We start from the raw sequence: 25,278 nt of genomic DNA, 5'->3' as shown, positions 1-25,278 counted from the left end.
GGTGAGGCTGTTCCCCCGTGGTGTCCGGCTGCGGACACAGATCGTGTTGCTGCAGGTCGCGCTGGTGGCGTTGATCCTGGGGCTGGCGTTCGGGGTGTTCGCCTACCTGAGCGATCAGCGGTTGTCGGCCGAGTACGGGCAGCGGGCTCTGGCCATCGCGCGCACCGTCGCCAGTGATCCGGTGGTGCGCGAGGAGGTCGCCCGGTACGCGGCGCTGGAGCCGGGGCCATTGCTCCGCGCGGAGCTCGCGAGCGGGGAACTGGAGCAGACGGCCGAGGCGGCGCGCCTGCGGACGGGGGCACTGTTCGTGGTGATCACCGATGACGCGGGGTTGCGGTTGGCGCATCCCGACCCGGCGCGGCTGGGTCAGAAGGTGAGCACGGATCCCTCGGAGGCGTTGGCAGGGCGCGAGGTGGTGATTCGCGAGCACGGCACACTCGGCGACTCGGTGCGGGCGAAAGTGCCGGTGCGCGAGCCCGGTTCGGATCGGGTGGTGGGCGAGGTGAGTGTCGGCATCTCCACCGAGGCGGTGAGCGATCAGCTGGTGAGCGACCTGCGCCGGGCCGCCGTCCTGGTGATGGGCGCGCTGTTCGCGGGGATCGCGGGGTCGGTGTTGCTGGCACGGCGGTGGCACGGGTTGACCCTGGGCTTGCAGCCCGCCGAGCTGGCCGAACTGGTGCGCGAACAGGATGTGGTGCTGCACGGGATCGGCGTGGGGGTGGTCGCGGTCGATGCCAGGTGGCGCACGACGGTGATCAACGACGAGGCGCGCGCCCTGCTCGGAATCGACGGGGACAGTGGACGTTCGGTGGATTCGATCGGGCTCACGCCGCGCGTGCTCGAGGCGTTTCGCGCCGCCGACGGGCAGCCGGTGCAGGCGGCGATCGGCGATCGGATCGTCGTGGTCACCGCCAGGACGGTGACCCGCGAGGGGCGCGCGCTGGGGGCGGTGCTCGATGTGCGCGATCGGACCGATGTGGAGTCGCTGACCCGGCAGCTGGACGCGGTGCGGTCGATGAGCACGGTGTTGCGGGCGCAGCGGCACGAGTTCGCCAACCGATTGCACCTGCTCAGTGGGTTGCTGCACGGCGATCGGCCCAGCGAGGCCGCGAAATACATCGACGAGCTGCTCGGGTCGGGGCCGCTCGGTGCCGCGATGCCGGGGATCGATGCGGTGCGCGATCCGTATCTGCAAGCGTTTCTCGCCGCCAAGGCCGCTCATGCCAGGGAGAACGGGGTGTCGTTGCGGCTGGGGCCGAGCACCTGGGTGGACGCGAATCTCGGTGCGCCGGTGGATGTGACGACAGTGCTGGGCAATCTGCTCGACAATGCCATCGATGCCGTGCGCGTCGTCGAAGCCGCCACGGGGCCGGACGTGCCCGCCGAGTTCGACGCGCACATCCGCGACGATTCCGTGGCGGACGAGTCCGGCGCGCAGGCCCGCGCGCTCGTCGAGGTCGAGTTGGTGCAGGAGGGATCCACGCTGCACATCACCGTCGCCGACAGCGGCCCGGGAATCGGACCGGAATTGGTGGATTCGCTGTTCGCCGACGGGGTTTCGACAAAACACGGTGGCGGGGTGCCAGGGGGTCGCGGGGTGGGGCTGGCGTTGTCGCGGCAGGTCGCTCGGGCGCTCGGTGGCGATGTGTGGTTGGCCTCGGCCGCCGGCGCCTGTGGACAACTGAGCGGGGCGGAGTTCATCGCGCGCCTACCCGGCGTGCTCAGCGAGGGAGAAGTGTCGTGAACCGGCCCGACTACACCGTGCTCGTGGTCGATGACGACTTCCGGGTGGCGAACATGCATGCCGGAATCGTCGGCGCGCTACCCGGATTCGTCGTCGGCGCGGTCGTCAACACCGTTGCCGCCGCCCGGCAGGCACTCGCCACGACCGCCATCGATCTCGCCTTGGTCGACGTCTATCTGCCGGATGGTTCGGGCATCGACCTGGTACGCGAATTGCACTGCGACGCCATGATGCTCACCGCTGCCACCGAATCGGCCACGGTCCGCGCCGCCTCGGCGGCGGGAGCGCTGGCGTATCTGGTGAAACCGTTCGATCACACCGTCCTCGCCGCCCGCCTGGCCGGCTATGCCCGTTACCGCAGAATCCTCGCCGTCCCCGAGGTGAGCGCACGCGAGGTCGACGCGGCACTCGACGCGCTGCGGCCCACCCCGGCCACCCCGGACCGGGGCTCCGCCGCCGCCTCCCCCACCAGGGAACTCGTACTCCGAGCGGTGCACGGGGCCACCGCCCCGATGTCGGCGGGCGAGGTCGCCACCGCCATCGGAATCTCGCGGGCCACCGCCCAGCGCTACCTGGCTGCCCTCGTCACCACCGCCGATCTACGCATGCAACTTCGCTACGGCACCACCGGCCGGCCCGAACAGGAATACTCCCCGATCCGCCGCACGCCCTGAGCGACGCGACCAGTCTCGGCAACCCGATGCGTGCCGAGAGACCCGGCGGCACAAAATCAGTCGACCCGACAGTGGCCCGCCAACTAGCGTTGATCCTCGCCGTCACACCGCCGTCGAAAGGTCATGCCGTGCTCGAAGCCGAAGCGATCGCCGCCAACCGCGCGAATTGGGACGACCGGGCCGACGTGCACGCGCGTTCGCGGATGTACGACGTCGACGCCTTTCTGGCCGATCCGGACGACATTTCCTCGGTGGTGCGCAACGATCTCGCGGTACTGGCCCCGCACCTACCGGAATCCGGGATCCGGGGGCGATCCCTGCTGCATCTGCAGTGTCACATCGGGACGGACACCGTGTCCTGGGCGCGGTTGGGCGCGATCGAGGTACACGGACTGGATCTGTCGCCGAACTCGCTGCGGCACGCCGCGCGGATCGCCGAGGCCGACGGTCGCGACATCACCTGGGTCGAAGGCGACGCGCGGTTCGCCTCCTCCCTGCTCGATCGGCGCTTCGACACCATCGTGACCAGTGCGGGAACCATCGTCTGGCTGCCGGAGCTCACCGCGTGGGCGCGGTCGATCCATGACCTGCTCGAACCGGGCGGGGTGTTCGTGATCCGCGACGACCATCCGATTCTGGGTGCGATGCAGTTCGAACCGTGGGAGATCGACGACGACTATCTCGGCGGTGGCGGCGCTCGCAGCTACTCGGACTCGGGGACCTACACCGAGGAATCCGAAGGGCAGATCGCGCACACCACCAATCACGAGTGGCGCCACGACCTGGGCGAGATCGTCGGCGCGCTGCTCGGAGCCGGGCTCGTCATCGAGGCGTTGACCGAGCTGCCCACTATGGACTGGCCCGCGTTCGCCGATCTCGTGCCCTGCGAGCAGGGGTGGACGTTGCCCGCCGGCGCACCGCGCATCCCGCTGAATTTCGCCGTCGTCGCCCGGCGTCCTCGCCACTAGGCACCTTCGGGCCGCGCAGTCTCAGGCACCCTCGCCGAGGGCGTGCAGGATCGCGCGGGTCTTCTCGTCGCGGGCCGTCACGCCCTGCTCGTACTGCTGCTCGCCGTTGCCGTACGCGGCGTCGACTTGCTGGACCACCATGCCCATGGCCGACTTGTCCGGTGAGCCGATGTCGAAGGTCATCTGGGAGCCGACGTTGTCCATCAGGTGGCGGATGCCCGCGGGGCCGCCGCCGAGGTTCATGCCCTCGAACGGGCCGACGGTGGCCCAGCGCAGTCCGAGCGAAGCTTTGACCAGGTCGTCGAGGTCTTCCGCGGCGATAATGCCCTGTTGCACCAGGTAGATCGCCTGGTCGTTGAAGACCTTCTGCAGTCGGTTGCCGACGAAACCAGGGATCTCGCGCTGCAACCGGATCGGTGTCTTGCCCAGCTCGCGATAGACCGTCATCGCCCGGTCCACCGCCGCATCGGCGGTCTTCGCGCCGGGAACCACCTCGACGAGGGGCATCAGGTCCGCCGGGTTGAAGGGGTGGCCGATCAGGATGCGGCCGGCCACGGAGCTGCCCTGGGCGATGTCGGTGGGCAGCAGCGAGGACGAGGAGGAGGCGAGCACCACGTCGTCGGCGGTGGCTGCGGCCAGCTCGGCGAAGACCTCGTGCTTGAACTCGAGCCGTTCCGGGCCCGCCTCCTGCACATAGTCGACGCCCTCGGCGGCCGATCCGGCCTCGGCGTGGGCGGTGACCGGCAGACCCGACAGATCGTCGGCCACGATCTGTTCGAGGTCGGGTCGCGGATCGGCCAGTGCGACGTCCCAACCGCCCCGGGCGAAGAGCCTCGCCCAGCCGATACCGATCACGCCCGCCCCGACGATCGCCACCTTCGCCATGAGCTCTCCCGCCGATCGGAATCTCGAGTGGACCGTTCGGCAGCGAGGGTACGCAACGCCCGAGGCGGACAACGCCCGACACGCGGCGGGCGTTATCCGGCTCTGATCAGCGTGATTGCAGCCAGCCGCCGATTCGCTGGGCGATGGCGTCGGGGGTGAGGCCGAGTTCTTCGAGGATCTCGTTGCGGGAGGCGTGGTCCAGGAACTGCTGGGGCACACCGAGATCGCGGGTGGGGACGTCCAGGCCCGCGTCGCGCAGGCGGGCGGAGACGGTGGAGCCGATGCCGCCGTGCAGGCCGCCGTCTTCGACGGTGACCAGGAGGCGGTAGTTCTCCGCGAGCTTGACCAAGGTGTCCGACACCGGGATGACCCAGCGCGGATCGACGACGGTGACCGAAATGCCTTGGGGTTCGAGGAGTTCAGCGACCTTCATCGCGGTGTCGGCGAAGGGGCCGACGGCGACGATCAGGACGTCACCGTGCTGGGACTGGGCGGAGCCCGCACCGGGCACGGCCAGTCGCAGCACATCCAGCCCGTCGAGACGTTCCACGGCCGTGATGTCCTCGGCGACACTGCCTTTCGGGAACCGCAGCACGGTCGGGCCGTCGGAGACGGCGAGCGCTTCGGCCAGCTCCTCCCGCAACGTGGCACCGTCGCGCGGGGCCGCGACCCGGATGCCGGGGATGATGCCCAGCAGCGAGAAGTCCCACATGCCGTTGTGGCTGGCGCCGTCGGGGCCGGTGATACCCGCGCGATCCAGCACGACCGTGACGGGCTGCTTCAGCAGTGCCACGTCCATCAGGAGCTGGTCGAACGCGCGGTTGAGAAAGGTGGCGTAGATGGCGACCACCGGGTGCATACCACCCAGTGCCAGACCGGCGGCCGAAGCCATGCCGTGCTGCTCGGCGATGCCGACGTCGAACATGCGCTCGGGGAAGCGTTCGCCGAACGCGGCCAGGCCGGTGGGGCCCGGCATGGCGGCGGTGATGGCGACGATGTCGTCGCGGCGCGCACCGTGTTCGATGAGCTCCTCGGAGAACACCGCGGTCCAGCCCTTGGCCTTCTTGCCCGCCAGCGGGCGGCCGGTGAGCGGGTCGATCGGGTCGCAGGCGTGCATCTGGTCGGCGACGTGGTTCTCGGCGTGCTCGTAGCCGTTGCCCTTGCGGGTGACCACGTGCACGACGACCGGACCGCCGAAGTCCTTGGCGCGCCGCATCGCCGCCTCGAGCGCGACGAGATCGTGGCCGTCGACCGGGCCGACGTACTTCATGCCCAGATCGGAGAACAGTTCCTGCGGGCTCACCGCGTCTTTGATCCCGGCCTTGAGCGCGTGAACCATCGAGTACGCCGAATCACCCACGGCGGGAATGCTTTTCAGGATGCGTTTCCCGGCGTCGAGCGCGTGCTCGTAGGCAGGCTGGGTACGCAGGGCGGTCAGCCGGTCGGCGAGTCCACCGATCGTGGGGGCATAGGAACGGCCGTTGTCGTTGACAACCACCACCACCGGGCGATCGGGCGCACCCGCGATGTTGTTGAGCGCCTCCCAGCACATACCGCCGGTGAGCGCGCCGTCCCCGACGATCGCGACCGGGGTGCGGTCCTGATCGGTGAGCGCGAACGCCTTCGCGAGGCCGTCGACGTAGGACAGCGCGGCCGACGCGTGTGAGGACTCGACCCAGTCGTGTTCGCTCTCGGCGCGGCTCGGGTAGCCCGACAGACCGTCACGGCTGCGCAGCGAGTCGAAGCGATCCTTGCGACCGGTGAGGATCTTGTGCACATACGCCTGGTGGCCGGTGTCGAAGATCAACGGATCGGCGGGCGAATCGAAAATCCGGTGTAAGGCGATGGTCAGCTCGACCACCCCGAGATTGGGGCCGAGATGGCCTCCGGTGGCGGCGACCTTCTGCACCAGGAACTCGCGGATCTCGTCCGCCAGTTCCCGCAGCTGCGGCACGCTCAGCCGGCGCAGATCTTCGGGTGAATCCACCCGCGACAGCACTCCCACCTGAACTCGCTCCCTCCGGACTACATTGTGATCAGCCCAGTGTATTTGCCCGCGGGACGGGCACAGGCTCGCGGGCCCTTCCCAGCACGGGCACGGCGAGCGCTACGGTCGCGACGACGATACCGCCGCAGGCCCGGTGAACAGGACGCGCGGGCGGAAATCGTCTTCGACCAAGGCTTACCTCACCGAGTTCTGGGCTGTGAGGACAATCTCCCCCGCGCGTCCAGGACCGGGCCACCAGCGCTGCGACCTACAGTGACGCTGTGACTCGACCGCACGGCGCGACGCGCACGATCGACCCGGGTGTGGTGGCGGGCATGCTCGACGAGGTGTATGCGGTCTGTCGCGACGACACCTCCGGCGCACCCGCCGACTACATCCCCGAGCTCGCCGCCGTCGCACCGGATTCGTTCGGACTGTGCCTGGCGACCGCCGACGGGCTCGTCTACCAGGTCGGTGACACCGGCATCGGGTTCACCATCCAGTCCATCTCCAAGCCGTTCACCTACGCGCTGGCGCTGGCCGATCGCGGACTCGACGGGGTGGCCGAGCACATCGACGTGGAGCCGTCGGGTGAACCGTTCAACGAGATCAGCCTCGAACCCGACACTCAGCGCCCGAGCAACCCGATGATCAACTCCGGGGCCATCACCGCGGCCTCGCTGATCGACGGCCGCGACGCCGCCGACAAGTTCGAGCGGGTCCGTCGCTGCTACTCCCGCTTCGCCGGACGCGAGTTGACGATGAACGAGGCGGTCTACGAATCCGAAGCCCGCACGGGGTACCGCAATCGGGCGATCGGGTACATGTTGCGCTCGGTCGGCATCATCGACGTCGATCCGGACGACGTGGTCGACCGGTACTTCCGGCAGTGCTCGATCGAGATCACCTGCACCGATCTGGCCGTGATGGCGGCGACCCTGGCCGACAACGGAGTCAATCCGAAGACTCGTGAACGGGCGCTGTCGACCTCGCTCACCGAACGGGTGCTCAGTGTGATGACCACCTGCGGCATGTACAACGCCGCCGGTGACTGGGTGACCACGGTCGGGCTGCCCGCCAAGAGCGGGGTCGGCGGCGGGATCATCGCGGTGCTGCCCGGTCAGCTCGGGATCTCGGTGTATTCACCGAGGCTGGACGGGCAGGGCAACAGTGTGCGCGGGGTGGCGGCGTGCCGGGAGCTGTCGCGCCGGCTCGAACTGCACTTCTGTCACGTGACCCGATCGGCGCGCACCGCGATCCGCGCCGACTACTCGGTCGCGCAGCTGCCGTCGCGGCTGCGCCGCACCCCCGAGGACGCCGAGGTGCTGGCCGCCCATGGTGACCGTGCGCGGGTCTACGAGCTGCACGGCGACCTGTTGTTCGCCGGTGCCGAACGGGCGGTGCGGGCGATCGAAGGCAACGCCGACGAGCTCGACGCGCTGGTGATCGACCTGCGCCGGGTCGGTGAGGTGAGCCAGGTGGCTCGCGGGATGGTCGAGCAGTTGCAGGCCGAACTGGTGCGCCGGGGTAGCCGGGTGGCGCTGGTCGATCCCGATGCCAAGCTCGGTCACGAGGTGTCGAGTCTGGATCCGGACGATCCGCGCGGGCGGGTGTTCGTCGATCGCGACACCGCGACCGAATGGTGTGAGGACATCGTGCTCGACCGGCATCGGCCGCCGGGAACGCGCGCCGCCGCGTCGATCGACCTCGACGAGCATCCGCTGCTGGTGGGACTCGCCCCCGCCGACCGGGACCGGCTGTGCGCGGATTTCGTCGCCCGCACCTTCGCCCGCGGCGAGGTGATCGCCGAGCGCGGCGAGCCACGGTCCGGGCTGTATCTGATTCTCGCCGGGCGGGTGCGGGCCACCTTCGCCGGTACCGACGGGCGGGTGCACCGGTTGGTGACGTTGTCGTCGGGGATGTCGTTCGGCGAGATCCCGATGTTGACCGGCGAGAATTTCGTCAACGACATCGTCGCCGAGACCGGGCTGCGGGTGGCGGTGATGAGCGCGCCCGTGTTCGACGAGCTCGCCGAGCAGCACCCGCAACTGAAACTCGCCCTGCTGCAACGGCTCGCGGCCGGGGCGTACGCGCAGATGGAAGCCACTGTCCGAACCATCTCGGGCAACGCCGAGAACTACTGACCGCCCGGCGGAACTCGGTCCTCACGCGAGACGTTGAGCAGCACAGCAGCCTTCGACCGACAGGAGTACCGCGGTGAGCAAGAAGTCCTGGCAGGCGAGCACGACCACCTTCGGGCGCGGCGCGGTGCGCGCGATCCCCGATCTGATCCGGTTGACGTTGTCGGTGGAATCGCGCGCCGACACCGTCGCCGGGGCCTACGGGCGTGCCGGTGACCGGGTGAGCGCGGTCGTCGCGGCACTGCGAACCGCCGGGGTGAGTGACGCGGACATGGCCACCAGCGGCCTGAGCGTGCGCACCGAAACCGTCTACACCGACAACGGGCGCAACGAGATCGCCGGATACCTGGCCTCCACCGGCCTCAGTGTGTCGCTGCGCGAAGGCACCGGCATCGACCCCGCCGAAACGGTCGCCGCCGCGGTGAACGCGGGCGGCGACGACGTCCGCCTCGGCGGCCTCACCCGGGGCGTCGCCGACCCGGCCCCCCTGCTCGAGCAAGCCCGCGACGCGGCCTACGACGACGCGAAGGCGAAAGCCGAGCAGTACGCGACCCGCGCCGGGGTGAGCCTGGGCGCCGTCCTCCAGATCACCGAGGACACCTCGCCGCCGACGTCCCGGGCCTACGACATCAGCGCGGAAATGGACTCCTCCCCCATGCTGATGGCCCGGGCCGGCTCCCCGGTTCCCGTGGTCCCCGGCGAAACCGAAGTCGGCGCAAGCGTCCGCATCACCTGGGCCCTCGACTAGCGCGGCCGGTCTACTCCGGCTGCGCGAGCAGCGCTTCGACGGCGCGTTCGGCACTCTGGACGGCGCTTTCCATCGTGGCGCACCAGTCCGTGCGGGTCCAATCGCCGGCCAGCATCAGGTTCGGGACCGAGGTGCGCTGGTCGGGGCGCAGGTTGTCGGTGCCGAGAACCTGGGAGAAGGTCGCCTTCGGCATCTTCACCACATGACCGGTGACGACCTGAGCGTCGGCGGCTTCCGGGTAATAGCGGCGGATGAGATCCATTTGCTCGGCGACGATCTCGCTGTTGCTCTTGTGGATCTGCTCGTAGGCGCCGCTGGTCGTCAGGCAGTACAGCCAGGTGCCATCGGGCGCGCGCTGATGCATGCGCTGCCGGTCGAAGACCTGATCGATCACTCCGGTGCCGCCGATCAGCGCCTCCATGGCCGACTTGGTTTTCAGCGGCCGGTCCAGATACAGGTTCGTGCTCACGATCGGGGTGAAACCCAGTTTGTCTGCGGCAGCGTAGATTTCGGCGTGTTCGGGCAGGTCGTCGAGGAGCCCGCCGATATTGGTGTTGGGAACCGCGCAGATCACCGCGTCGGCGTCGACGACCGAGCCGTCCGCCAGTTGCACCCCGGTCGCCTTGCCGTCGACGATGACGACCTTGCGGGCCACCGCCCGGTAGCGCACGTCGACCCCGTGGCGTTCGAAAACCTTCTCGGCACCGGCGATGTAGAGGGTGTCCAGATCCACGGTGGGGTAGCCGATCGTCACGCCTGTGCGCGTCCGCATCCCGATCCGGACCCCGGTGGCCAGCACATCGGCGAACACCTTCGCCGACTCCCTGTCCACCGGTTCCGCGGCGATGCCGAGCGCGAGCCAATCCCACAGGGCCTCGCGCGCTTTCGGCGGCATCGCCAGCCGCCGGAACCACTCGTCGGTGGTGATGTCGGCGAGGTAGGCAGGCTGCCACAGCGCTTGGCGCACCAAGGTGAGCGCGGAACGCAGCGCACGCAGCCGCTCCAGCGGTCCCGCGTCGGGATGCGCACCCATCAGTGTGCGCACGGCTGCGAAACCCTTGGTGTGCAACATGACTGCGCGACCACCCGGCCAGCGCAAGCTCCCGGCGCCGGGGAATTCCACGTGGTGCCGCGTGCCCACGCTCTCCAGATACCGCCACAGGCTCCGGTATCCACTGGCCACCACGTGCTGGCCGTTGTCGGCGAGGTCGTCCACCTCGGCGACCCGCATCGCCTGCGTGCGGCCGCCGAGCCGACCTCGCCGCTCCAGCAGGGTTACCTGTTCACCGGCTTCCGCCAGCCATACGGCGGCGGCCAGCCCGGCCAGCCCACCCCCGATGACAACGAACCGGCGTGCGTCGTTCACGTCCACCATTGAGACAATGTAGCGCGAACTCTCTCTTTCTATCGGCGGAATCGTCCGGGATCACCGAACACTCAGCGGTCGAGCAGCGCGACACATTCGACATGGTGCGTCGCCGGGAAGGCGTCGAAGGCCCGCAGCTCCGCCAGGTGATAGCCGGCATCCAGGTACAACCCCAGATCACGAGCGAAAGCCGCCGGGTCGCAACCGATATGAACGATCCGGCGCGGATCGGCATCGGCGACAGCGGCGACGACATCCTTGCCCGCCCCCGCCCGCGGCGGATCGAGCACCACGACATCGGGCCTACCGGAAGCACTTCGAGCCCACGGCTCGACCCGCTCACTACGCAATTCCAGCCAGGGCAGATCCCCCAGCGCCGCCACTCCGTCGACAACCGCCGAACGAGCGGATTCGACACCGGTCACCGCCCCGGTCTGCCCCACCTGCTCGGCCAAGCGGGCAGCGAACACGCCCACACCGGCATAGAGATCCCACCCCGAACCGCCGGGAGCGAGCCCCGACCACTCGGCGATGAGGTCCGAATAACATTGCGCCGCACCGCGATGCGCCTGCCAGAACCCGGTCGCCGACAACTCCCAGCGACGCCCCGCCACATACTCGACGACGCGACCCGAACCCTCGACCACACACTCCTCACGAGGCGCGTTCATCGCCGACTTCCGCGAAGCCGCCCGGTCCCGGATCGCCCCACGCTCGTCACCCGTCGGCGGCGCCGACTCACGACGACGCCCCGGCCGCTGGCCACGACCACGGCTCGCGCCACGCGGTGTCTCCGGGCGACCGGCGGGACCGGAAACAGGAGTCTCGGCCAGTTCCACGATATGACGAACACCGTCACCGTCGAGCGCGACGACCAGATCGGCCCCCGGCGTCCACAACCGGTCCGCGACGCCGTCGAGCGCACCGGCGACAGGCTGCGGGCAGCGCAGATCCGCGATCACCTCGGTGCTGCGGTGACGGTGCACACCGGCGTGCCCCGCGCCGTCCACGACCAACCGCACCCGCGTGCGCCAACCACCGGTGACCTCACCCGAATCACCGGCGATCGGCTCGACCGTCACCTCACGCTCGATCTTGGCCAACCGGCGCAACTGCTCTTCCACCACCGTGGCCTTGAGCGCGCGCTGCGCCGCGGGCGTCGCGAAGGAGAAGTCACAGCACCCCGCACCGCCCGGCCCGGACACCGGACAGGTCGCGGGCACCCGGTCCGGGGACGCCTCGATGATCTCGACCGCGTCGGCCCGGCAGAACGAACCGCCGCGATCCTCGGTCACCCGCGCCCGCACCAGCTCACCGGGCAGCCCGTGTCGCACGAACACGACCCGGCCCTCGTGGCGCCCGACGATGAACCCACCGTGCCCGGGCGCCCCGAGGCGCACCTCGAATTCTTGTCCGCTCCAATCACTCACGGCCACACCTACTCTCACCCTCGACCGGCGCGCCGCTCATTCGCGACGTCCTGGTCGTTCGAAACCTCGGCGCACCGAACCCGGTGCGTTCACATCGGCTGCCTGCTTGGCCCTGGTGGAGGAACTGAGCTGCCACGGCACGCTCGTCACCATCACACCGGGCTCGAACAGCAACCTGCCCTTCAACCGCAGCGCGGACTGGTTGTGCAGCACCTGCTCCCACCAGTGGCCGACCACGTATTCGGGAATGAAGACGGTGACCACGTCGCGCGGGGCGTCCTTGCGCACCCGCTTGACGTACTCGAGCACCGGCTTGGTGATCTCGCGATAGGGCGATTCGATCACCTTCAACGGCACGTTGATCTCGCTGTTCTCCCATTCGCGCACCAGCTTGCGGGTGTCGGCGTCGTCGACGTTGACCGTCACCGCTTCCAGCGTGTCCGGGCGGGTGGCGCGCGCGAAGGCCAGCGCGCGGCGCGTGGGCAGATGCAGCTTGGAGACCAGGACCAGTGAGTGGGTGCGGCTGGGCAGCACGCCGTCCCAGTCGGATTCGTCGAGTTCGCGCGAGACCGAGTCGTAGTGCTTGTGGATCAGCTTCATCACGACGAAGATCGCCACCATCGTCAGGATCGCGATCCAGGCGCCGGCGAAGAACTTGGTGACCAGCACGATCATCAGCACGGCGCCCGTCGCGGTCAGACCGATTGCGTTGATCACCCGGGAACGCATCATCTGCCTGCGCTGCGCCGGGTCGGTCTCGGTACGCAGCAGGCGCGTCCAGTGCCGCAGCATGCCGGTCTGGCTCAGCACGAACGAGACGAACACACCCACGATGTAGAGCTGGATCAGCTTGGTCACCTCGGCGCCGAAGACCACCACGAACGCGATCGCGGCACCCGAGAGGAACAGGATGCCGTTGGAGAACGCGAGCCGGTCGCCGCGGGTGTGCAGCTGACGGGGCAGGTAGCGGTCCTGTGCCAGGATCGAACCGAGCACGGGGAAACCGTTGAACGCGGTGTTGGCGGCCAGTACCAGGATCAGCGCGGTGACGATGGTGATGAAGAAGAACCCGATCGGGAAGCCGTGGAACACCGCTTCGGCGATCTGCGCGATCAGGGTCTTCTGGTGATAATCGGCGGGCGCGCCGACCAGGTGCGCGGGGTCGTGCGCGTACACGACACGGATCTTCTGGGCCAGGATGATGATGCCCATCAGCAGCACGATCGCGATGGAACCCAGCAGCAGCAAGGTGGTCGCGGCATTGCGCGACTTGGGTTTACGGAACGCGGGCACACCGTTGCTGATGGCCTCGACACCGGTCAGCGCCGCGCAACCGGAGGAGAAGGCACGCGCGATCAGGAAGGCGAAGGCCAAGCCGTAGAGGTGCTCGTCCTCGGCGTTGAGCCCGAAACCGGCGGACTCGGCCTGGATGTCGTCGCCGAGCACGTAGGTACGGAACAGGCCCCAAGCCAGCATCGCGAACATGCCGAAGATGAACGCGTAGGTGGGAATCGCGAAGGCGGTCCCCGATTCGCGGATGCCACGCAGGTTGATCGCGGTGAGGATCGCGATCGCCACGACCGCGAACAACACCTTGTGCGTGGCGACGAACGGGATCGCCGACCCGATATTGGACGCGGCCGACGAAATCGACACCGCCACGGTGAGCACATAATCGACCAGTAGCGCGCTGCCGACCGTCAAACCGGCATTGGGCCCGATGTTCTTCGTCGCGACCTCGTAGTCGCCGCCACCGGAAGGGTAGGCGTGCACGTTCTGCCGGTAGCTGGCAACGACCACCGCCATCACCAGGGCTACGGCAAGACCGACCCATGGCGCGTACACGTAGGCCGAGATGCCCGCCGCCGACAGCACCAGGAAGATTTCCTCCGGGGCATAGGCGACCGACGACATCGCGTCGGAGGCGAAGACCGGAAGAGCGATACGCTTGGGCAACAACGTGTGGCCGAGCGAATCGCTACGGAACGGCCTGCCCAGCAGCACACGCTTGGCTGCCGTCGTCAACTTGGACACCGGGCTGAGCATAGAGGAGTTCACCAGCACCTTCGCGCGCACGTTCACCGGCGTCACGGCGATGTCCGGATTGTTTGCCCCGCGTCGGCGCGGGGAAAATGGGCGATGGGAGCATCCGGCGGGTACGGTCCTTGCCGGACGCCACGGGTAGGCAAGGAACGAGGGTGCACGGTGTACGTAGTGATCATGGGGTGCGGGCGTGTCGGCTCGTCACTGGCGCGTGCGCTGACCCGGGTGGGTCACGAGGTCACGGTCATCGACCGGGATCCCACCGCCTTCCGCCGCCTCGGTGAGGGCTTCACCGGGCAGGAGGTGATCGGCGTCGGCTTCGACCGTGAGGTGCTGACCCGCGCGGGGATCGAGCGCGCCGACGCCTTCGCCGCGGTGAGCTCCGGTGACAACTCCAACATCATCTCGGCGCGAGTGGCCAGAGAGATGTTCGGCGTCGAACGTGTCGTCGCTCGCATCTACGACGCCAAACGCGCCGAGGTGTACGAACGACTCGGCATCCCGACCATCGCCACCGTGCCGTGGACCACCGACCGGTTCCTGCGCACCCTCATCGGTGACAACTCGACCACCACCTGGCGCGATCCCACCGGCGCGGTCGCGGTGACCCAGCTGACCCTGCACGAGGACTGGTCCGGTCGCACGGTGCGCGATCTGGAACGCGACCTGCAGGTGCGGGTGGCGTTCATCCTGCGCTTCGGCCAGGGCCTGCTGCCCGAATCCAAGACGATCGTCCAGGCCGACGACGTCGTCTATGTCGCGGCCACGTCCGGCACAGTCGGCGAGGCGATCGCCCTGGCCGCCAAGGCCCCACTGAGCGAGGACTGAACACATGAAGGTCGCCATCGCCGGAGCGGGCGCGGTCGGGCGCTCGATCGCCAGGGAACTCCTACGCGGCGGACACCGCGTGATGCTGCTCGAACGCCAGCTCGACCACATCGACCCCGCCGCCATCCCCGACGCCGTCTGGGTGCACGCCGACGCCTGCGAGCTGTCGCTGCTGGAGAACGCCGATCTCGAGACCTACGAGGTGGTGATCGCGGCCACCGGCGACGACAAGGCGAATCTGGTGCACGCCCTGCTCGCCAAGACCGAGTTCGGGGTGCGCCGGGTGGTGGCGCGAGTCAACGATCCGCGCAACGAATGGCTGTTCAACGAGTCGTGGGGCGTCGACGTGGCGGTGTCGACGCCGCGGCTGCTCGCCTCGCTGGTCGAGGAGGCCGTATCGGTGGGTGATCTGGTGCGGCTGATGACGCTGCGGCAAGGGCAGGCCAACCTGGTCGAGATCACCCTGCCCGCCGACACCCAGCTGGCAGGCAAGCCGGTGCGGACCTTGAAGATGCCGCGCGATACCGCGCTGGTGACGATCCTGCGCGGTGGCCGGGTCATCGTGCCGCAACCCGACGATCCGTTCGAGGGTGACGACGAACTGTTGTTCGTCACCTCGGTGGAGGCCGAAGAGGATCTGCGACTCACGCTGGCGACGCACGGCGTGCGGCCGTAAGTCCCTACGCCACTTTCAGTTCCGCACGCAGCTTGTTGAGCGCGCGGTGCTGCATCACCCGGACCACGCCCGGGCTGGTGCCGATGGCCTCGGCGGTCTGGGCCGCGCTCCAGCCGAGCACGATGCGCATGTGCAGCACCTCTCGGTGATTCGGCGCGAGCACCTTCATCAGTTCGAGGGTGGCGGCGCGGCGCTCGTAGGCCAGCACCCACTCCTCCGGACCCGCCGAAGTACTGGCGCTGTCGGGCAGCTCGGCCGTGGGGTAGGCAGTGTGCTTGCCGCGACGGAACGCGTCGGAGACCTTGTTGGCGGCGATGCCGTAGACGAAGGCCAGGAACGACTTGCCCTGATCGCGGTAGCGCGGGATGGCGGTGACAGTGGCGATCAGGACTTCCTGGGTGACATCGTCGGCGGTGACGGTGAGATGCCCGGTGGTGCCCATCCGGGCCGAGCAGTACCGGCGGACCACCGGATGCACCAGGCGCAGGATCTCGGCGACGGCGTCGCGATCACCGGCGGCGGCCGGGCCGATCAGCGCGTCGAGTTCGGCGCCGAGGCGCTTGCTCTCCGACAGCACGGGCGCCGGGGTCTTGGCGGCGTCGCGGCGTGCTGCGGTGGCCGGTCGCTCATTTCGGTGCTCGGTTGCCATCATGGTCGCCGGTCCTCTCACGATCATCGCGTTTTTCCTACGCATTGATCGTGCGACGAACAGCCGATCGCGACCAGATACCCCAGGGTGGGTACTTCCCCACCTCCGGCGGCGCGCTGACCACCCTTACGCGGGCACGGATTCCGTTCCGGCGCCGGGCTTGTCGGCTTTCTCGGCGGGCAGGTGCCCGGCGCGGCGCACCGCCCACACGGTGACCACCAGGGCGACCGCGGTGAGCGGCCAGCCCATGCCGATCCGCGCCACGGCCAGCCAGGTGGTGTGGTCGGTGTCGTAGAGCTGCGACTGCACCAGGTAGCGGGCGCCGAACACGACCACCCAGACCGCGGTGGCCAGGTCGTAGAGCTTGCGGATGCGCTTGTCGGTCCGCCAGCGGTGACCGTGCCCGTTGAGCGCGCCCCAGATCACCCCGACCAGCGGCCTGCGCAGCAGGATCGACACCGCGAACACGCCCGCGTACACCAGGCTGGTGTAGATGCCGAACAGGAAGAAGCCCTTGGCCTCCCCCACTCGCTGGGCGATGAGCGCGCACAGGCCGACGCCGAGGAAGCCGGAGACGGCAGGCTGGATGGGGCTGCGCTGCACCAGTCGCCAGATCAGGATGGCGGCGGCGACGCCGAGAGCGGCCCAGATGGCCACGGTGAGGCCCGCGAAGGTGTTCACCGGGACGAAAACCAGAACGGGGAGGGTGGAATAGATCAGGCCGCTGAAACCGCCGAGCTGCTCGAGCAAGGTTTGTTCGGCCTTGTCGACCTCGGTGTCGATCTCCGGGTCCACCTGTTCATCGGTGACCACGGGCAACGCCACGGTGGCTTCGGGGTCCGCGGCAGTGCGGTACTCGTCGCTGGAGGGCATACGTCAGCTGTTCCCGCGCAATTCGTAGTAGGGGTTGAAGATCACCTTGCGGCCGTCGCGGTCGCCGACGCGACCACGGACCAGAATGCGCCTGCCCGGTTCGATACCGGGAATGCGCCTGCGCCCGATCCACACCAGGGTGATGGCATCGGTGCCGTCGAAGAACTCGGCCTGCACGGTGGCACCGGCCGCCTTGGGACACGCCTCGACACTGCGGAGTCTGCCCAGAATCGTCGCCTCTTCGCCACGACAGCAATCCTTGGCCCGCCGGGCACCGGACGCATCGGCCGTCTCGGCCAATTCCTCGGCGTCGAGCTGGTCGATATCGGCGGTGAGACGACGACCGAGTCGGCGAAAATATCCCGAGTCCGGACCCGATCCCGACTTGTGTCCGCCCGTGGATGACGACATGTCACGCTTCTCCCGCTAGTTGGCCGTACACCGCCACTGTAGATGGGCAAACGCCCGGCCGCTACGCTCGGTCGGTGTTGCGCACCCCACCCCAGGTCACCGTGGTCGCCCTGCCGGGGACCGGCTCCGACGCCGATTTCGCGGCCCGCGCGTTCGGGCCTGCCGCCCTCGCGTACGGACTCGCCTTCCACGCCGTCGAACCGGACCCGCAGGCCGTGATCGGGAGCTGTACCGCGGCTTTGGACGCTGCCGCGGCGCGCGGTCCGGTCCTGGCCGCGGGCATCTCCCTCGGCGCCGCGATCGCACTCGACTGGGCAGCCGAGCACCGTACCGCGGTAGTCGGTGTCATCACAGCATTACCCGCCTGGACGGGTGCCGAAACCGCCGCGTGCCCAGCCGCATTGAGCGCCGCGGTTACCGCCGAGCAACTGCGAGCCGACGGCCTGGAGGCGGTGCTGGAGCGGATGCGCGCCTCGAGTCCAGCCTGGCTGGCCGACGCACTGACCCAGTCCTGGCGCGGGCAGTGGCCGCATCTGCCCGCCGCGCTGGACGAGGCCGCCGCGTACGCGTGGCCGTCGCTGGACGACTTGGCGGGCAACGACGTGCCGGTCGCCGTCGTCGGCGCCGGCGACGACCCGGTCCACCCGATCGCCGTCGCTGAGGAATGGGCGGCAACATTGCCGTCAGCCCGACTGCACCGGGTGACACTCGCCGAGCTGGGCGCCGACCCGGCGATCCTCGGGCACACCGGGTTCGCAGAGTTGAGCGCGCTGCTACCAGCGACACTCACGCAACGAACAGCCTTGCAGGACAACTGATTTCGCGAATACACGGGTAACTCGTTCGGGTACCCCCGACACCACACCCGCCCCGAACCGCAGGCTCGGGTCACCCGCCGAACCGCCTCCCCACGACCGGCGAAAGTCGCGGAGAGGCGGCGGAGCCACGCCTAGTTCAGGCCGAGTTGCTGCATGGCCGAACCGTCCGCGCCTCGACGCGGCTCGTCCGGCAGTTTCGGCGGGAGGGCCGAGGGCGGCGGAGCGGCCGCGGCGGCCGCCTGGGCCTCGAGCGCGTCCTGCTGGGCCTGGACCTGCTGCTGATGGGCGGCGGCCAGCTGTTCGGCCAGTTCCTGAGGCAGGACCACCGGGAGCGGGTCGCGCACGGGCAGGGGGTCGGTGCCGCGGCGGACCACGGCGTCGGCCAGGACCGCGCGGGCAGCGGTGATCAGCGGGCTGCGGTCGTCGACGGCGCCCTTGGGGCCGGCGGCGACCAGCCGGATCATCCAGCGAGGACCGTCGACACCGATGAAACGCAGATCGGCGCCCTCGGTGATCGCCTTGACCTCGCGGCCCCACGGGCCCTTCTCGACAGCCACGCTCGCGCCGTCACCGCGCAGCGACTCCGCCAGATCCGCGGCGACCGTGCGCCACTGACCCGCCGACTTGGGCGCGGCGTAGGCGGCGACCGTGAGCCTGCCGTGCTCGGTGGCCAGGTGCACCGCCTGCGGGGTGCCGTCGGGACTCATCTCCACCTGCAACTGCCCGCCCTGGGGCACCGGGATGAGCACCGAGCCGAGATCGAGGCGACGCGAGATGGCCTCGTCGGAGACCTCGCTGATGTCGTAGGGGCCCGCGGCGGCATCGGGGGCATGGTCGAAATTGCCGTAGATGCGCTCATCGGTCGGAGCGTCGTCGAAGTCCAGGCGCGCGAAGTCGGGGCGCTGGAACTCGTCGGTGTCGTACTCGTCGGAGTCCGCGTCCAAGTCGTAGTCCGCCTCGTCGTACTCGACGTCGTCGTACTCGACATAGTCGTCGGCGGCGTCGTCACGCGCGCGCTTCTTCTTTCCGAACAGACCCATCACGCCTCCTTGTCGGCCAGGCTGGCATGCCCGCCGCTCGACCCGTACCCGCCGGTGCCACGGGCGGTGTCGTCGAGATCGTCGACCTCGGCGAAGTCGACCAACTCGACCCGCTGCACCAGCAACTGCGCGATGCGGTCGCCGCGACGCAGCTCGATGGCGGTGCGTGGGTCGTGGTTGATCAGGCACACCTTGATCTCACCGCGGTAACCCGCGTCGACCGTGCCGGGCGTGTTGACCACCGACAGACCGGCCTTCGCCGCCAAGCCGGACCGGGGGTGGATCAAGCCGACCGTGCCCATCGGCAACGCGATCGCGATCCCGGTACCGACCAGCACCCGCTCGCCCGGTTCGATGATCACATCCTCGGTGGTACAGAGGTCGACGCCCGCGTCACCCGGATGGGCACGCGTCGGCACAGGGATGCCGGGATCGAGCCGCCGCAGCGGAATCGGTGCAAGTGCGTTCACATCGGTCGAGACTACGCGGTCGAGGCCGGACCTTCTCGTCGCAGCCCTGGTGCGGTGACCTAGTGTTGAGGGGTGCCCGACCAGCCCCATTCCCCGACGACCGCGACCACAGACACCGACCACGGCGCGCCGAGCGCGCAGGGTCCGTCGCCCTACTCCGAGCGCCTGTGGGTGCCGCTGTGGTGGTGGCCGGTCGGCTTCGCGATCGCGGGCCTGCTCGCGGCCGAGATCCATATGGGCGCGCCGGGTCTGCGGGCCTGGCTGCCGTACGTGTTGCTGGCGCCGGTCCCGGTCTGGATTCTGTTGTGGATGAGCAGGCATCGCCTGGATGTCACCGTGGCCGACGATGGTACGGCGGAACTGCGCGTCGACCGCGCCCACCTACCGGTGAGCTTCGTCGCGCGCGCCGCGGCCGTCGCGCCGACGGCCAAGAGTGCGGCGCTGGGCCGACAACTCGACCCCGCCGCCTATGTGCAGCACCGGGCCTGGATCGGCCCGATGGCATTGCTGGTGCTGGACGACCCGGACGACCCCACGCCGTACTGGTTGGTCAGTACGCGTAGGCCGGACCGGGTCTTGGCCGCGCTCGGACTCCCGAGCGCGGGCTGACCCTTCCTCGCTGATCCCTGCGGATCAGTCTGCGTAGCCCATGCGGGTCGATCGACCGCACGGTGCCACGCACTTGCCTGCCGCTAGAGCGCGCAATCCATGCAGATGAGCTGTCCACCCTTCTCGGTGGCCAGTCGGCTGCGGTGATGCACGAGGAAACAGCTCGAGCAGGTGAACTCGTCCGCCTGCTTCGGGACCACCCGAACGCTGAGTACCTCGTCGGACAAGTCCGCGCCGGGAAGCTCGAACGATTCCGCTGTATCGGATTCGTCGATGTCCACGACGGCGGACTGCGCCTCGTTGCGGCGGGCCTTCAGCTCCTCGAGCGAATCCTCCGACACCTCGTCGGATTCGGTGCGCCGCGGTGCGTCATAGTCGGTTGCCATGTCGTCTTCCCCTCAGTCCTTACTCCGTATATCCCGGATCAGTCGATTGCCGTAACCCCGCAGGGTTCCGGCGTTCGTACCGCCCCGCCGGTGGTGCACCTCACACGTGCACCGGTCGTCTATCAGGTTCGATCGACCAGCGATCTACTCCGACAGCGTTCGGTAAACGCAGGACATGCCCTTGTTGTTCCCGCGACCGACCACCGTTTCACCGGTAAATATTCGATCTGGGCGGCCAGACAATAGCGGACCGATGGACGAAAGTCGCAATCAAACCCGCGCCGAGCCGAAACCGACGACGAATCGTCACCTGCCGGGAAACTCGCCGAGACCTCCCCGACTCGCGCACCGCCGCGGGACTCGTAGAGTGAGCGCGTGGTTTCACTGATCACCGAAGGCAGCGCGACAGATCGCGACGGCAAACCCTTTCCGCGGCGGCGGCCCGAGCTCTGGCTCGCGCTCGTCCTCGTGCTGGCTCTGGTGAGCCTGTTCGTCTGGATCACGGCGTTCCGAACCCGTGACGACAGCAACGAACCGATGGCGTGCAACGCGCCGAGCACGCCGACGGCCACCAACGCGCCGCAGCCCGCGGCACTGGGTACCCGGGTGGGTCCGACGCGACTCGCCGAGGTCGACCCGGCGGCCCTGTCGGAGTCGCGGGTGCGGGTGTTCAACGCCAACGGCAAGAGCGGCCAGGCGGGCAACATCGGCGCGGCACTGGCCGACCTCGGCTTCGCCGGCGCGCCGGGGACACAGGTCGGTAACGATCCGGTCTATGTCAGCGGCGACCTCACCTGCACCGGTCAGATCCGGTTCGGTGTGAACGGTCGGCCCGCGGCCGCGTCGGTGCAGTTGATCGCGCCCTGCGCCGAGCTGATCGAGGATCCGCGCACCGACGACACCGTCGACCTGGTCCTCGGGCAGGCGTTCGGTGAATCATTGCGACCCGGCGCCGACGCCGAGGCAGTGCTCCGGTCGCTCAAGAACCTGGCCCCCGGCGCGAGCTCGTCCTCGATCGACCCGGACCTCCTCGACGCCGCACGCGAAGTCAAGTGCTGAGCGCTCTAGTCCGGTAGCGCCGTCGGCGCGCCGACCCGGTCGAGCAGGTCGGTGAGGTCCCCGGCGATGCCGGGGGCCGCGACGACGGTCAGTTCGCCCGCGGCCCCGCCGACGGTGACCGGGGGGACGCGCACGATCGCCCCCGCTTCGGCGGCGATGAGGGCACCCGCGGCCCAGTCCCAGGCGTTGAGGCCGTGCTCGTAGTACGCCTCGAGCCTGCCCGAGGCGACATGGCACAGGTCCATGGCGGCGGCGCCGAGGCGGCGGATGTCGCGGATCCGCGGCAGGATCTCGGTGAGCAGCTGCGCCTGGCGGGCCCGGCGCGCGCTGCCATAGGCGAAGCCGGTGGCTACCAGGGCCACCGAGAGCGAATCCTCGCTACTGCAGCGCAGTGTCACCCGGGTGCCGTCCGGTCGCACAGCGTGCGATCCAGCGCCCAATGCGGCGCTGTAGGTGGTGGCGGCGGCGACGTCCACCACGGCGCCCGCCACGGGCTTGCCGTCGACCACCGCGCCCACCGAGACGGCGTAGCCGGGCAGCCCGTAGAGGAAGTTCACGGTGCCGTCGATCGGGTCGACGACCCAGGTGACGGCCCCCGGCGCGGTGGCGCCGACATCGCCGCCGCCCTCCTCCCCCAGAATCGCGTCGCCGGGCCTGCGCTCGGCGAGCAGCTTGCGGATCAGCTGTTCGGATTCGGTGTCGACGATGGTGACCGGATCGGTGACGTGCCCCTTGGTGGCCACGGCGCCTGCCACGGGTCCGTCGTCGGCGAATACCTCGGGCCTGCGGGCACGCACGTGCGCGGCGGCCGTCTCGGCGAGCTCGACGGCCAGGCGCCGCAACTGCTCGTAATCGGCGGATGTGGTGGGGGCGGTTACGGTCTCGGGCTCGGTGTATTCGGGCACCCACCCATCGCATCACATGTCGTGGCTCGTCGCGCGAGGGGTGACTACCGCTACTCTTCTCCCTGGTGTCTGCCAGGCACCTCGACCACGTCAGCAAGGGGTTGAACCATGTCCACTCGGGGGCACGCATTCGGTATCGATATCGGCGGCAGCGGGGTGAAGGGCGCCGAGGTCGATCTGGCCACCGGCCTGCTCACCCATGAGCGCATCAAGATCCCGACACCGCGGCCGTCGACGCCCGACGCCGTCGCCGGGGCGGTCGCCGAACTCGTCGCGCAGGCGGGGTGGGAGGGACCGGTGGGCATCACCATGCCGTGCGTGGTGCTCGACGGCCACGCCAGAACCGCGGCCAACATCGACCAGGCCTGGATCGGCACCGACGCCCGCGCGTTGTTCGCGAAGGCGCTGGGCGGGCGCGAGGTCACCGTGCTCAACGACGCCGACGCGGCGGGACTGGCCGAGGACCGCTACGGCACCGCGCGCGACCTCCACGGGCTGACGCTGCTGCTCACCTTCGGCACCGGCATCGGCTCCGCACTGCTCTACGACGGCGTGCTGGTGCCCAACTCCGAGCTCGGCCATCTCAAGATCGAGGGCGTCGACGCCGAGGATCTGGCCGCGGCCTCGGTCAAGGACAACGAGGACCTGACCTACCCGGAGTGGGCGCAGCGGGTGAGTCGCGTGTTGGGTCACATCGAGGATCTGTTCTGGCCGAAGGTGATCGTGGCGGGCGGCGGCATCAGCCGTGATCACGAACAGTGGATTCCGTTGCTCACCAACCGAACTCCCGTGATTCCGGCCGTATTGAAGAACACCGCGGGTATCGTCGGCGCGGCGATGGCCATCGATGCGGGCCTCGCGCCGTAGCCCGGCGCGGCCTGCGACGCAACGCCTGGGTGGCATCGTGCCATGAGTACCCTGGTTGGATCGTTACAATGGAACACGTCCGGCGGTGAGCCGGTGAAACCTTCCGGCCGCGGCCGGTCGCGAGAAGGTCGGTGAACGAGCGCCGACTTCCCCGGCCGACGCATCGCCGGTGCAACCCGACCGACCGCTCCGCCGGAAAACCACTCTGGCGTGACGCCGCACGAGACCGTCACGAAAGGGCGTACGTGGTAGCCACGAATACCCGTCAGACCGCCGACTCGGCCTCCGACGCCGATGCCGACGACGCCGTAACCCCGGCCAAGAAGGCGCCGGCCAAAAAGGCCGCTGCCAAAAAGGCGCCGGCGAAGAAGGCCGTAGCCAAGAAGGCGCCGGCGAAGAAGGCTGCCGCCAAGAAGGCTCCGGCCAAGAAAACCGCCGCGAAGAAGGCGACCTCGGGCGAGGGCGGTGAGGAGCAGCTCGACGACGAGTCGGTCGAGGTCGACGATCTCGGTGATCTCGAAGTCGCCGAAGACGAACTCGTCGGCGAGGAAGTCGTCGTCGAAGACGTCACCGAGGAAGCCGCCGAGGTCGCCGATACCGCGGAGCCGTCCGAGAAGGACAAGGCTTCCGGCGATTTCGTCTGGGACGAGGAGGAGTCCGAAGCGCTGCGTCAAGCACGCAAGGACGCCGAACTCACCGCCTCCGCCGACTCGGTGCGCGCCTACCTCAAGCAGATCGGCAAGGTCGCGCTGCTCAACGCGGAGGAGGAGGTCGAACTCGCCAAGCGAATCGAGGCCGGCCTGTTCGCCGCGGAGAAGATGCGCGAGTTCGCCGAGGCGGGCGAGAAGCTCTCGGTCACCACGCGCCGCGATTTCAACTGGATCGTGCGCGACGGCAACCGGGCCAAGAACCACCTGCTCGAGGCCAACCTGCGACTGGTCGTCTCGCTGGCCAAGCGCTACACCGGCCGCGGCATGGCGTTCCTCGATCTCATCCAGGAAGGCAACCTGGGTCTGATCCGCGCGGTCGAGAAGTTCGACTACACCAAGGGTTACAAGTTCTCGACGTACGCGACGTGGTGGATCCGCCAGGCCATCACCCGCGCGATGGCCGACCAGGCCCGCACCATCCGTATCCCGGTGCACATGGTCGAGGTCATCAACAAGCTCGGCCGCATCCAGCGTGAGCTGCTCCAGGACCTGGGCCGCGAGCCCACGCCGGAGGAGCTCGCCAAGGAAATGGACATCACGCCGGAGAAGGTCCTCGAGATCCAGCAGTACGCGCGTGAGCCGATCTCGCTCGACCAGACCATCGGCGACGAGGGCGACAGCCAGCTCGGTGACTTCATCGAGGATTCCGAGGCGGTCGTCGCGGTCGACGCGGTGAGCTTCACCCTGCTGCAGGATCAGCTGCAGTCGGTGCTGGAGACGTTGTCCGAGCGCGAGGCGGGCGTGGTGCGGTTGCGCTTCGGCCTCACCGACGGTCAGCCGCGCACCCTCGACGAGATCGGTCAGGTCTACGGCGTCACGCGTGAGCGCATCCGTCAGATCGAATCGAAGACGATGAGCAAGCTGCGCCACCCGAGCCGTTCGCAGGTTCTGCGCGACTACCTCGACTAGGTTCCGCACAAGGGGCCCGCACCACCGAATCGGTGGTGCGGGCCTCTTTTTTGTTTCCTCCGCTACATTCCTAGCGGTCTGT

Annotated in this window: 24 protein-coding genes; 12 read left to right on the top strand and 12 right to left on the bottom strand. The window is 68.9% G+C overall.

Annotated features, from left to right (window positions below):
• Nucleotide 1 precedes the first annotated feature (1 nt).
• The 3 genes from ACFVVI_RS02060 to ACFVVI_RS02050 all read left to right on the top strand — a co-directional run bounded on the left by ACFVVI_RS02060 (nucleotide 2) and on the right by ACFVVI_RS02050 (nucleotide 3,386).
• The gene (locus tag ACFVVI_RS02060; RefSeq protein ID WP_387442530.1) at nucleotides 2–1,744 is read left to right on the top strand and encodes an ATP-binding protein; all 1,743 of its coding nucleotides are present in this window, start codon (nucleotides 2–4) and stop codon (nucleotides 1,742–1,744) included.
• Entirely contained in the window at nucleotides 1,741–2,418 is a 678-nt protein-coding gene (locus tag ACFVVI_RS02055; protein WP_387442528.1) for a response regulator, read from the top strand. Before ACFVVI_RS02060 ends, ACFVVI_RS02055 begins: the two co-directional genes overlap by 4 nt.
• Nucleotides 2,419–2,546: 128 nt before the next feature.
• The gene (locus ACFVVI_RS02050; RefSeq protein WP_387442525.1) at nucleotides 2,547–3,386 is read left to right on the top strand and encodes a class I SAM-dependent methyltransferase; all 840 of its coding nucleotides are present in this window, start codon (nucleotides 2,547–2,549) and stop codon (nucleotides 3,384–3,386) included.
• Between the two features lie 21 nt (nucleotides 3,387–3,407).
• Here ACFVVI_RS02050 and ACFVVI_RS02045 read toward each other — a convergent pair whose 3' ends face one another.
• Nucleotides 3,408–4,271: a 3-hydroxyacyl-CoA dehydrogenase NAD-binding domain-containing protein gene (locus tag ACFVVI_RS02045; protein ID WP_387442523.1), complete on the bottom strand. Its 864-nt coding sequence runs from the start codon at nucleotides 4,269–4,271 to the stop codon at nucleotides 3,408–3,410.
• Nucleotides 4,272–4,377: 106 nt separating this feature from the next.
• The gene (gene dxs, locus ACFVVI_RS02040; protein ID WP_387442520.1) at nucleotides 4,378–6,276 is read right to left on the bottom strand and encodes a 1-deoxy-D-xylulose-5-phosphate synthase; all 1,899 of its coding nucleotides are present in this window, start codon (nucleotides 6,274–6,276) and stop codon (nucleotides 4,378–4,380) included.
• Nucleotides 6,277–6,593: 317 nt separating this feature from the next.
• Here dxs and glsA point away from each other — a divergent pair, with 317 nt between their 5' ends.
• Together glsA and ACFVVI_RS02030 are read left to right on the top strand one after the other, a co-directional pair.
• A complete protein-coding gene (glsA, locus tag ACFVVI_RS02035; protein WP_387444426.1) occupies nucleotides 6,594–8,402 on the top strand; it encodes a glutaminase A in 1,809 nt (602 codons plus the stop codon).
• Nucleotides 8,403–8,475: 73 nt separating this feature from the next.
• Complete coding sequence (locus tag ACFVVI_RS02030) at nucleotides 8,476–9,147, top strand: SIMPL domain-containing protein (protein WP_387442518.1); 672 nt, start codon at nucleotides 8,476–8,478, stop codon at nucleotides 9,145–9,147.
• Nucleotides 9,148–9,157: 10 nt separating this feature from the next.
• On the opposite strand, the gene hpnE is transcribed toward ACFVVI_RS02030, so the two are convergent.
• The 3 genes from hpnE to ACFVVI_RS02015 all read right to left on the bottom strand — a co-directional run bounded on the left by hpnE (nucleotide 9,158) and on the right by ACFVVI_RS02015 (nucleotide 13,977).
• Nucleotides 9,158–10,522, bottom strand: a complete 1,365-nt coding sequence (hpnE, locus tag ACFVVI_RS02025) for a hydroxysqualene dehydroxylase HpnE (protein WP_379318454.1) — start codon at nucleotides 10,520–10,522, stop codon at nucleotides 9,158–9,160.
• A 62-nt stretch (nucleotides 10,523–10,584) separates the two neighbouring features.
• Nucleotides 10,585–11,943: a class I SAM-dependent RNA methyltransferase gene (locus tag ACFVVI_RS02020; protein ID WP_387442515.1), complete on the bottom strand. Its 1,359-nt coding sequence runs from the start codon at nucleotides 11,941–11,943 to the stop codon at nucleotides 10,585–10,587.
• A gap of 36 nt (nucleotides 11,944–11,979) precedes the next feature.
• Nucleotides 11,980–13,977, bottom strand: a complete 1,998-nt coding sequence (locus ACFVVI_RS02015; RefSeq protein ID WP_387442513.1) for an APC family permease — start codon at nucleotides 13,975–13,977, stop codon at nucleotides 11,980–11,982.
• A 171-nt stretch (nucleotides 13,978–14,148) separates the two neighbouring features.
• Between ACFVVI_RS02015 and ACFVVI_RS02010 the strand changes: the two genes are divergently transcribed.
• Complete coding sequence (locus tag ACFVVI_RS02010) at nucleotides 14,149–14,814, top strand: TrkA family potassium uptake protein (RefSeq protein WP_056811222.1); 666 nt, start codon at nucleotides 14,149–14,151, stop codon at nucleotides 14,812–14,814.
• Between the two features lie 4 nt (nucleotides 14,815–14,818).
• Nucleotides 14,819–15,490: a TrkA family potassium uptake protein gene (locus ACFVVI_RS02005; protein WP_067458738.1), complete on the top strand. Its 672-nt coding sequence runs from the start codon at nucleotides 14,819–14,821 to the stop codon at nucleotides 15,488–15,490.
• A gap of 4 nt (nucleotides 15,491–15,494) precedes the next feature.
• Here ACFVVI_RS02005 and ACFVVI_RS02000 read toward each other — a convergent pair whose 3' ends face one another.
• The 3 genes from ACFVVI_RS02000 to ACFVVI_RS01990 form a co-directional block, all read right to left on the bottom strand.
• Nucleotides 15,495–16,166: a sigma-70 family RNA polymerase sigma factor gene (locus ACFVVI_RS02000; protein ID WP_387442510.1), complete on the bottom strand. Its 672-nt coding sequence runs from the start codon at nucleotides 16,164–16,166 to the stop codon at nucleotides 15,495–15,497.
• Between the two features lie 99 nt (nucleotides 16,167–16,265).
• Nucleotides 16,266–17,012: a DUF3159 domain-containing protein gene (locus ACFVVI_RS01995; RefSeq protein WP_378988646.1), complete on the bottom strand. Its 747-nt coding sequence runs from the start codon at nucleotides 17,010–17,012 to the stop codon at nucleotides 16,266–16,268.
• Nucleotides 17,013–17,015: 3 nt separating this feature from the next.
• Nucleotides 17,016–17,423: an OB-fold nucleic acid binding domain-containing protein gene (locus tag ACFVVI_RS01990; RefSeq protein WP_067458744.1), complete on the bottom strand. Its 408-nt coding sequence runs from the start codon at nucleotides 17,421–17,423 to the stop codon at nucleotides 17,016–17,018.
• Between the two features lie 74 nt (nucleotides 17,424–17,497).
• Here ACFVVI_RS01990 and ACFVVI_RS01985 point away from each other — a divergent pair, with 74 nt between their 5' ends.
• On the top strand, nucleotides 17,498–18,241 hold the full coding sequence (locus ACFVVI_RS01985) for an alpha/beta fold hydrolase (RefSeq protein WP_378988644.1): 744 nt from the start codon (nucleotides 17,498–17,500) through the stop codon (nucleotides 18,239–18,241).
• 131 nt (nucleotides 18,242–18,372) lie between these two features.
• Here ACFVVI_RS01985 and ACFVVI_RS01980 read toward each other — a convergent pair whose 3' ends face one another.
• A complete protein-coding gene (locus ACFVVI_RS01980) occupies nucleotides 18,373–19,281 on the bottom strand; it encodes a DUF3710 domain-containing protein (protein ID WP_387442505.1) in 909 nt (302 codons plus the stop codon).
• Nucleotides 19,281–19,751, bottom strand: a complete 471-nt coding sequence (gene dut / locus ACFVVI_RS01975) for a dUTP diphosphatase (protein ID WP_358063315.1) — start codon at nucleotides 19,749–19,751, stop codon at nucleotides 19,281–19,283. Before dut ends, ACFVVI_RS01980 begins: the two co-directional genes overlap by 1 nt.
• 72 nt (nucleotides 19,752–19,823) lie before the next feature.
• Here dut and ACFVVI_RS01970 point away from each other — a divergent pair, with 72 nt between their 5' ends.
• On the top strand, nucleotides 19,824–20,360 hold the full coding sequence (locus ACFVVI_RS01970) for a DUF3093 domain-containing protein (protein ID WP_378988640.1): 537 nt from the start codon (nucleotides 19,824–19,826) through the stop codon (nucleotides 20,358–20,360).
• Between the two features lie 83 nt (nucleotides 20,361–20,443).
• On the opposite strand, the gene ACFVVI_RS01965 is transcribed toward ACFVVI_RS01970, so the two are convergent.
• On the bottom strand, nucleotides 20,444–20,746 hold the full coding sequence (locus ACFVVI_RS01965) for a DUF4193 domain-containing protein (protein ID WP_056811237.1): 303 nt from the start codon (nucleotides 20,744–20,746) through the stop codon (nucleotides 20,444–20,446).
• Between the two features lie 375 nt (nucleotides 20,747–21,121).
• Between ACFVVI_RS01965 and cei the strand changes: the two genes are divergently transcribed.
• A complete protein-coding gene (gene cei / locus ACFVVI_RS01960; protein ID WP_378626688.1) occupies nucleotides 21,122–21,805 on the top strand; it encodes an envelope integrity protein Cei in 684 nt (227 codons plus the stop codon).
• A 5-nt stretch (nucleotides 21,806–21,810) separates the two neighbouring features.
• Here cei and ACFVVI_RS01955 read toward each other — a convergent pair whose 3' ends face one another.
• Entirely contained in the window at nucleotides 21,811–22,710 is a 900-nt protein-coding gene (locus tag ACFVVI_RS01955) for an inositol monophosphatase family protein (protein WP_387442500.1), read from the bottom strand.
• Between the two features lie 108 nt (nucleotides 22,711–22,818).
• Here ACFVVI_RS01955 and ppgK point away from each other — a divergent pair, with 108 nt between their 5' ends.
• The gene (gene ppgK / locus ACFVVI_RS01950; RefSeq protein ID WP_378988636.1) at nucleotides 22,819–23,577 is read left to right on the top strand and encodes a polyphosphate--glucose phosphotransferase; all 759 of its coding nucleotides are present in this window, start codon (nucleotides 22,819–22,821) and stop codon (nucleotides 23,575–23,577) included.
• Nucleotides 23,578–23,822: 245 nt separating this feature from the next.
• A complete protein-coding gene (locus ACFVVI_RS01945) occupies nucleotides 23,823–25,196 on the top strand; it encodes an RNA polymerase sigma factor (RefSeq protein WP_378626684.1) in 1,374 nt (457 codons plus the stop codon).
• Nucleotides 25,197–25,278: the final 82 nt, after the last annotated feature.

This window comes from Nocardia sp. NPDC058114 (genome assembly GCF_042884695.1).
GTDB lineage: Bacteria > Actinomycetota > Actinomycetes > Mycobacteriales > Mycobacteriaceae > Nocardia.
Note: the sequence above shows the minus strand (reverse complement) of the source record. Positions and strands in the feature narration are given on the sequence as shown.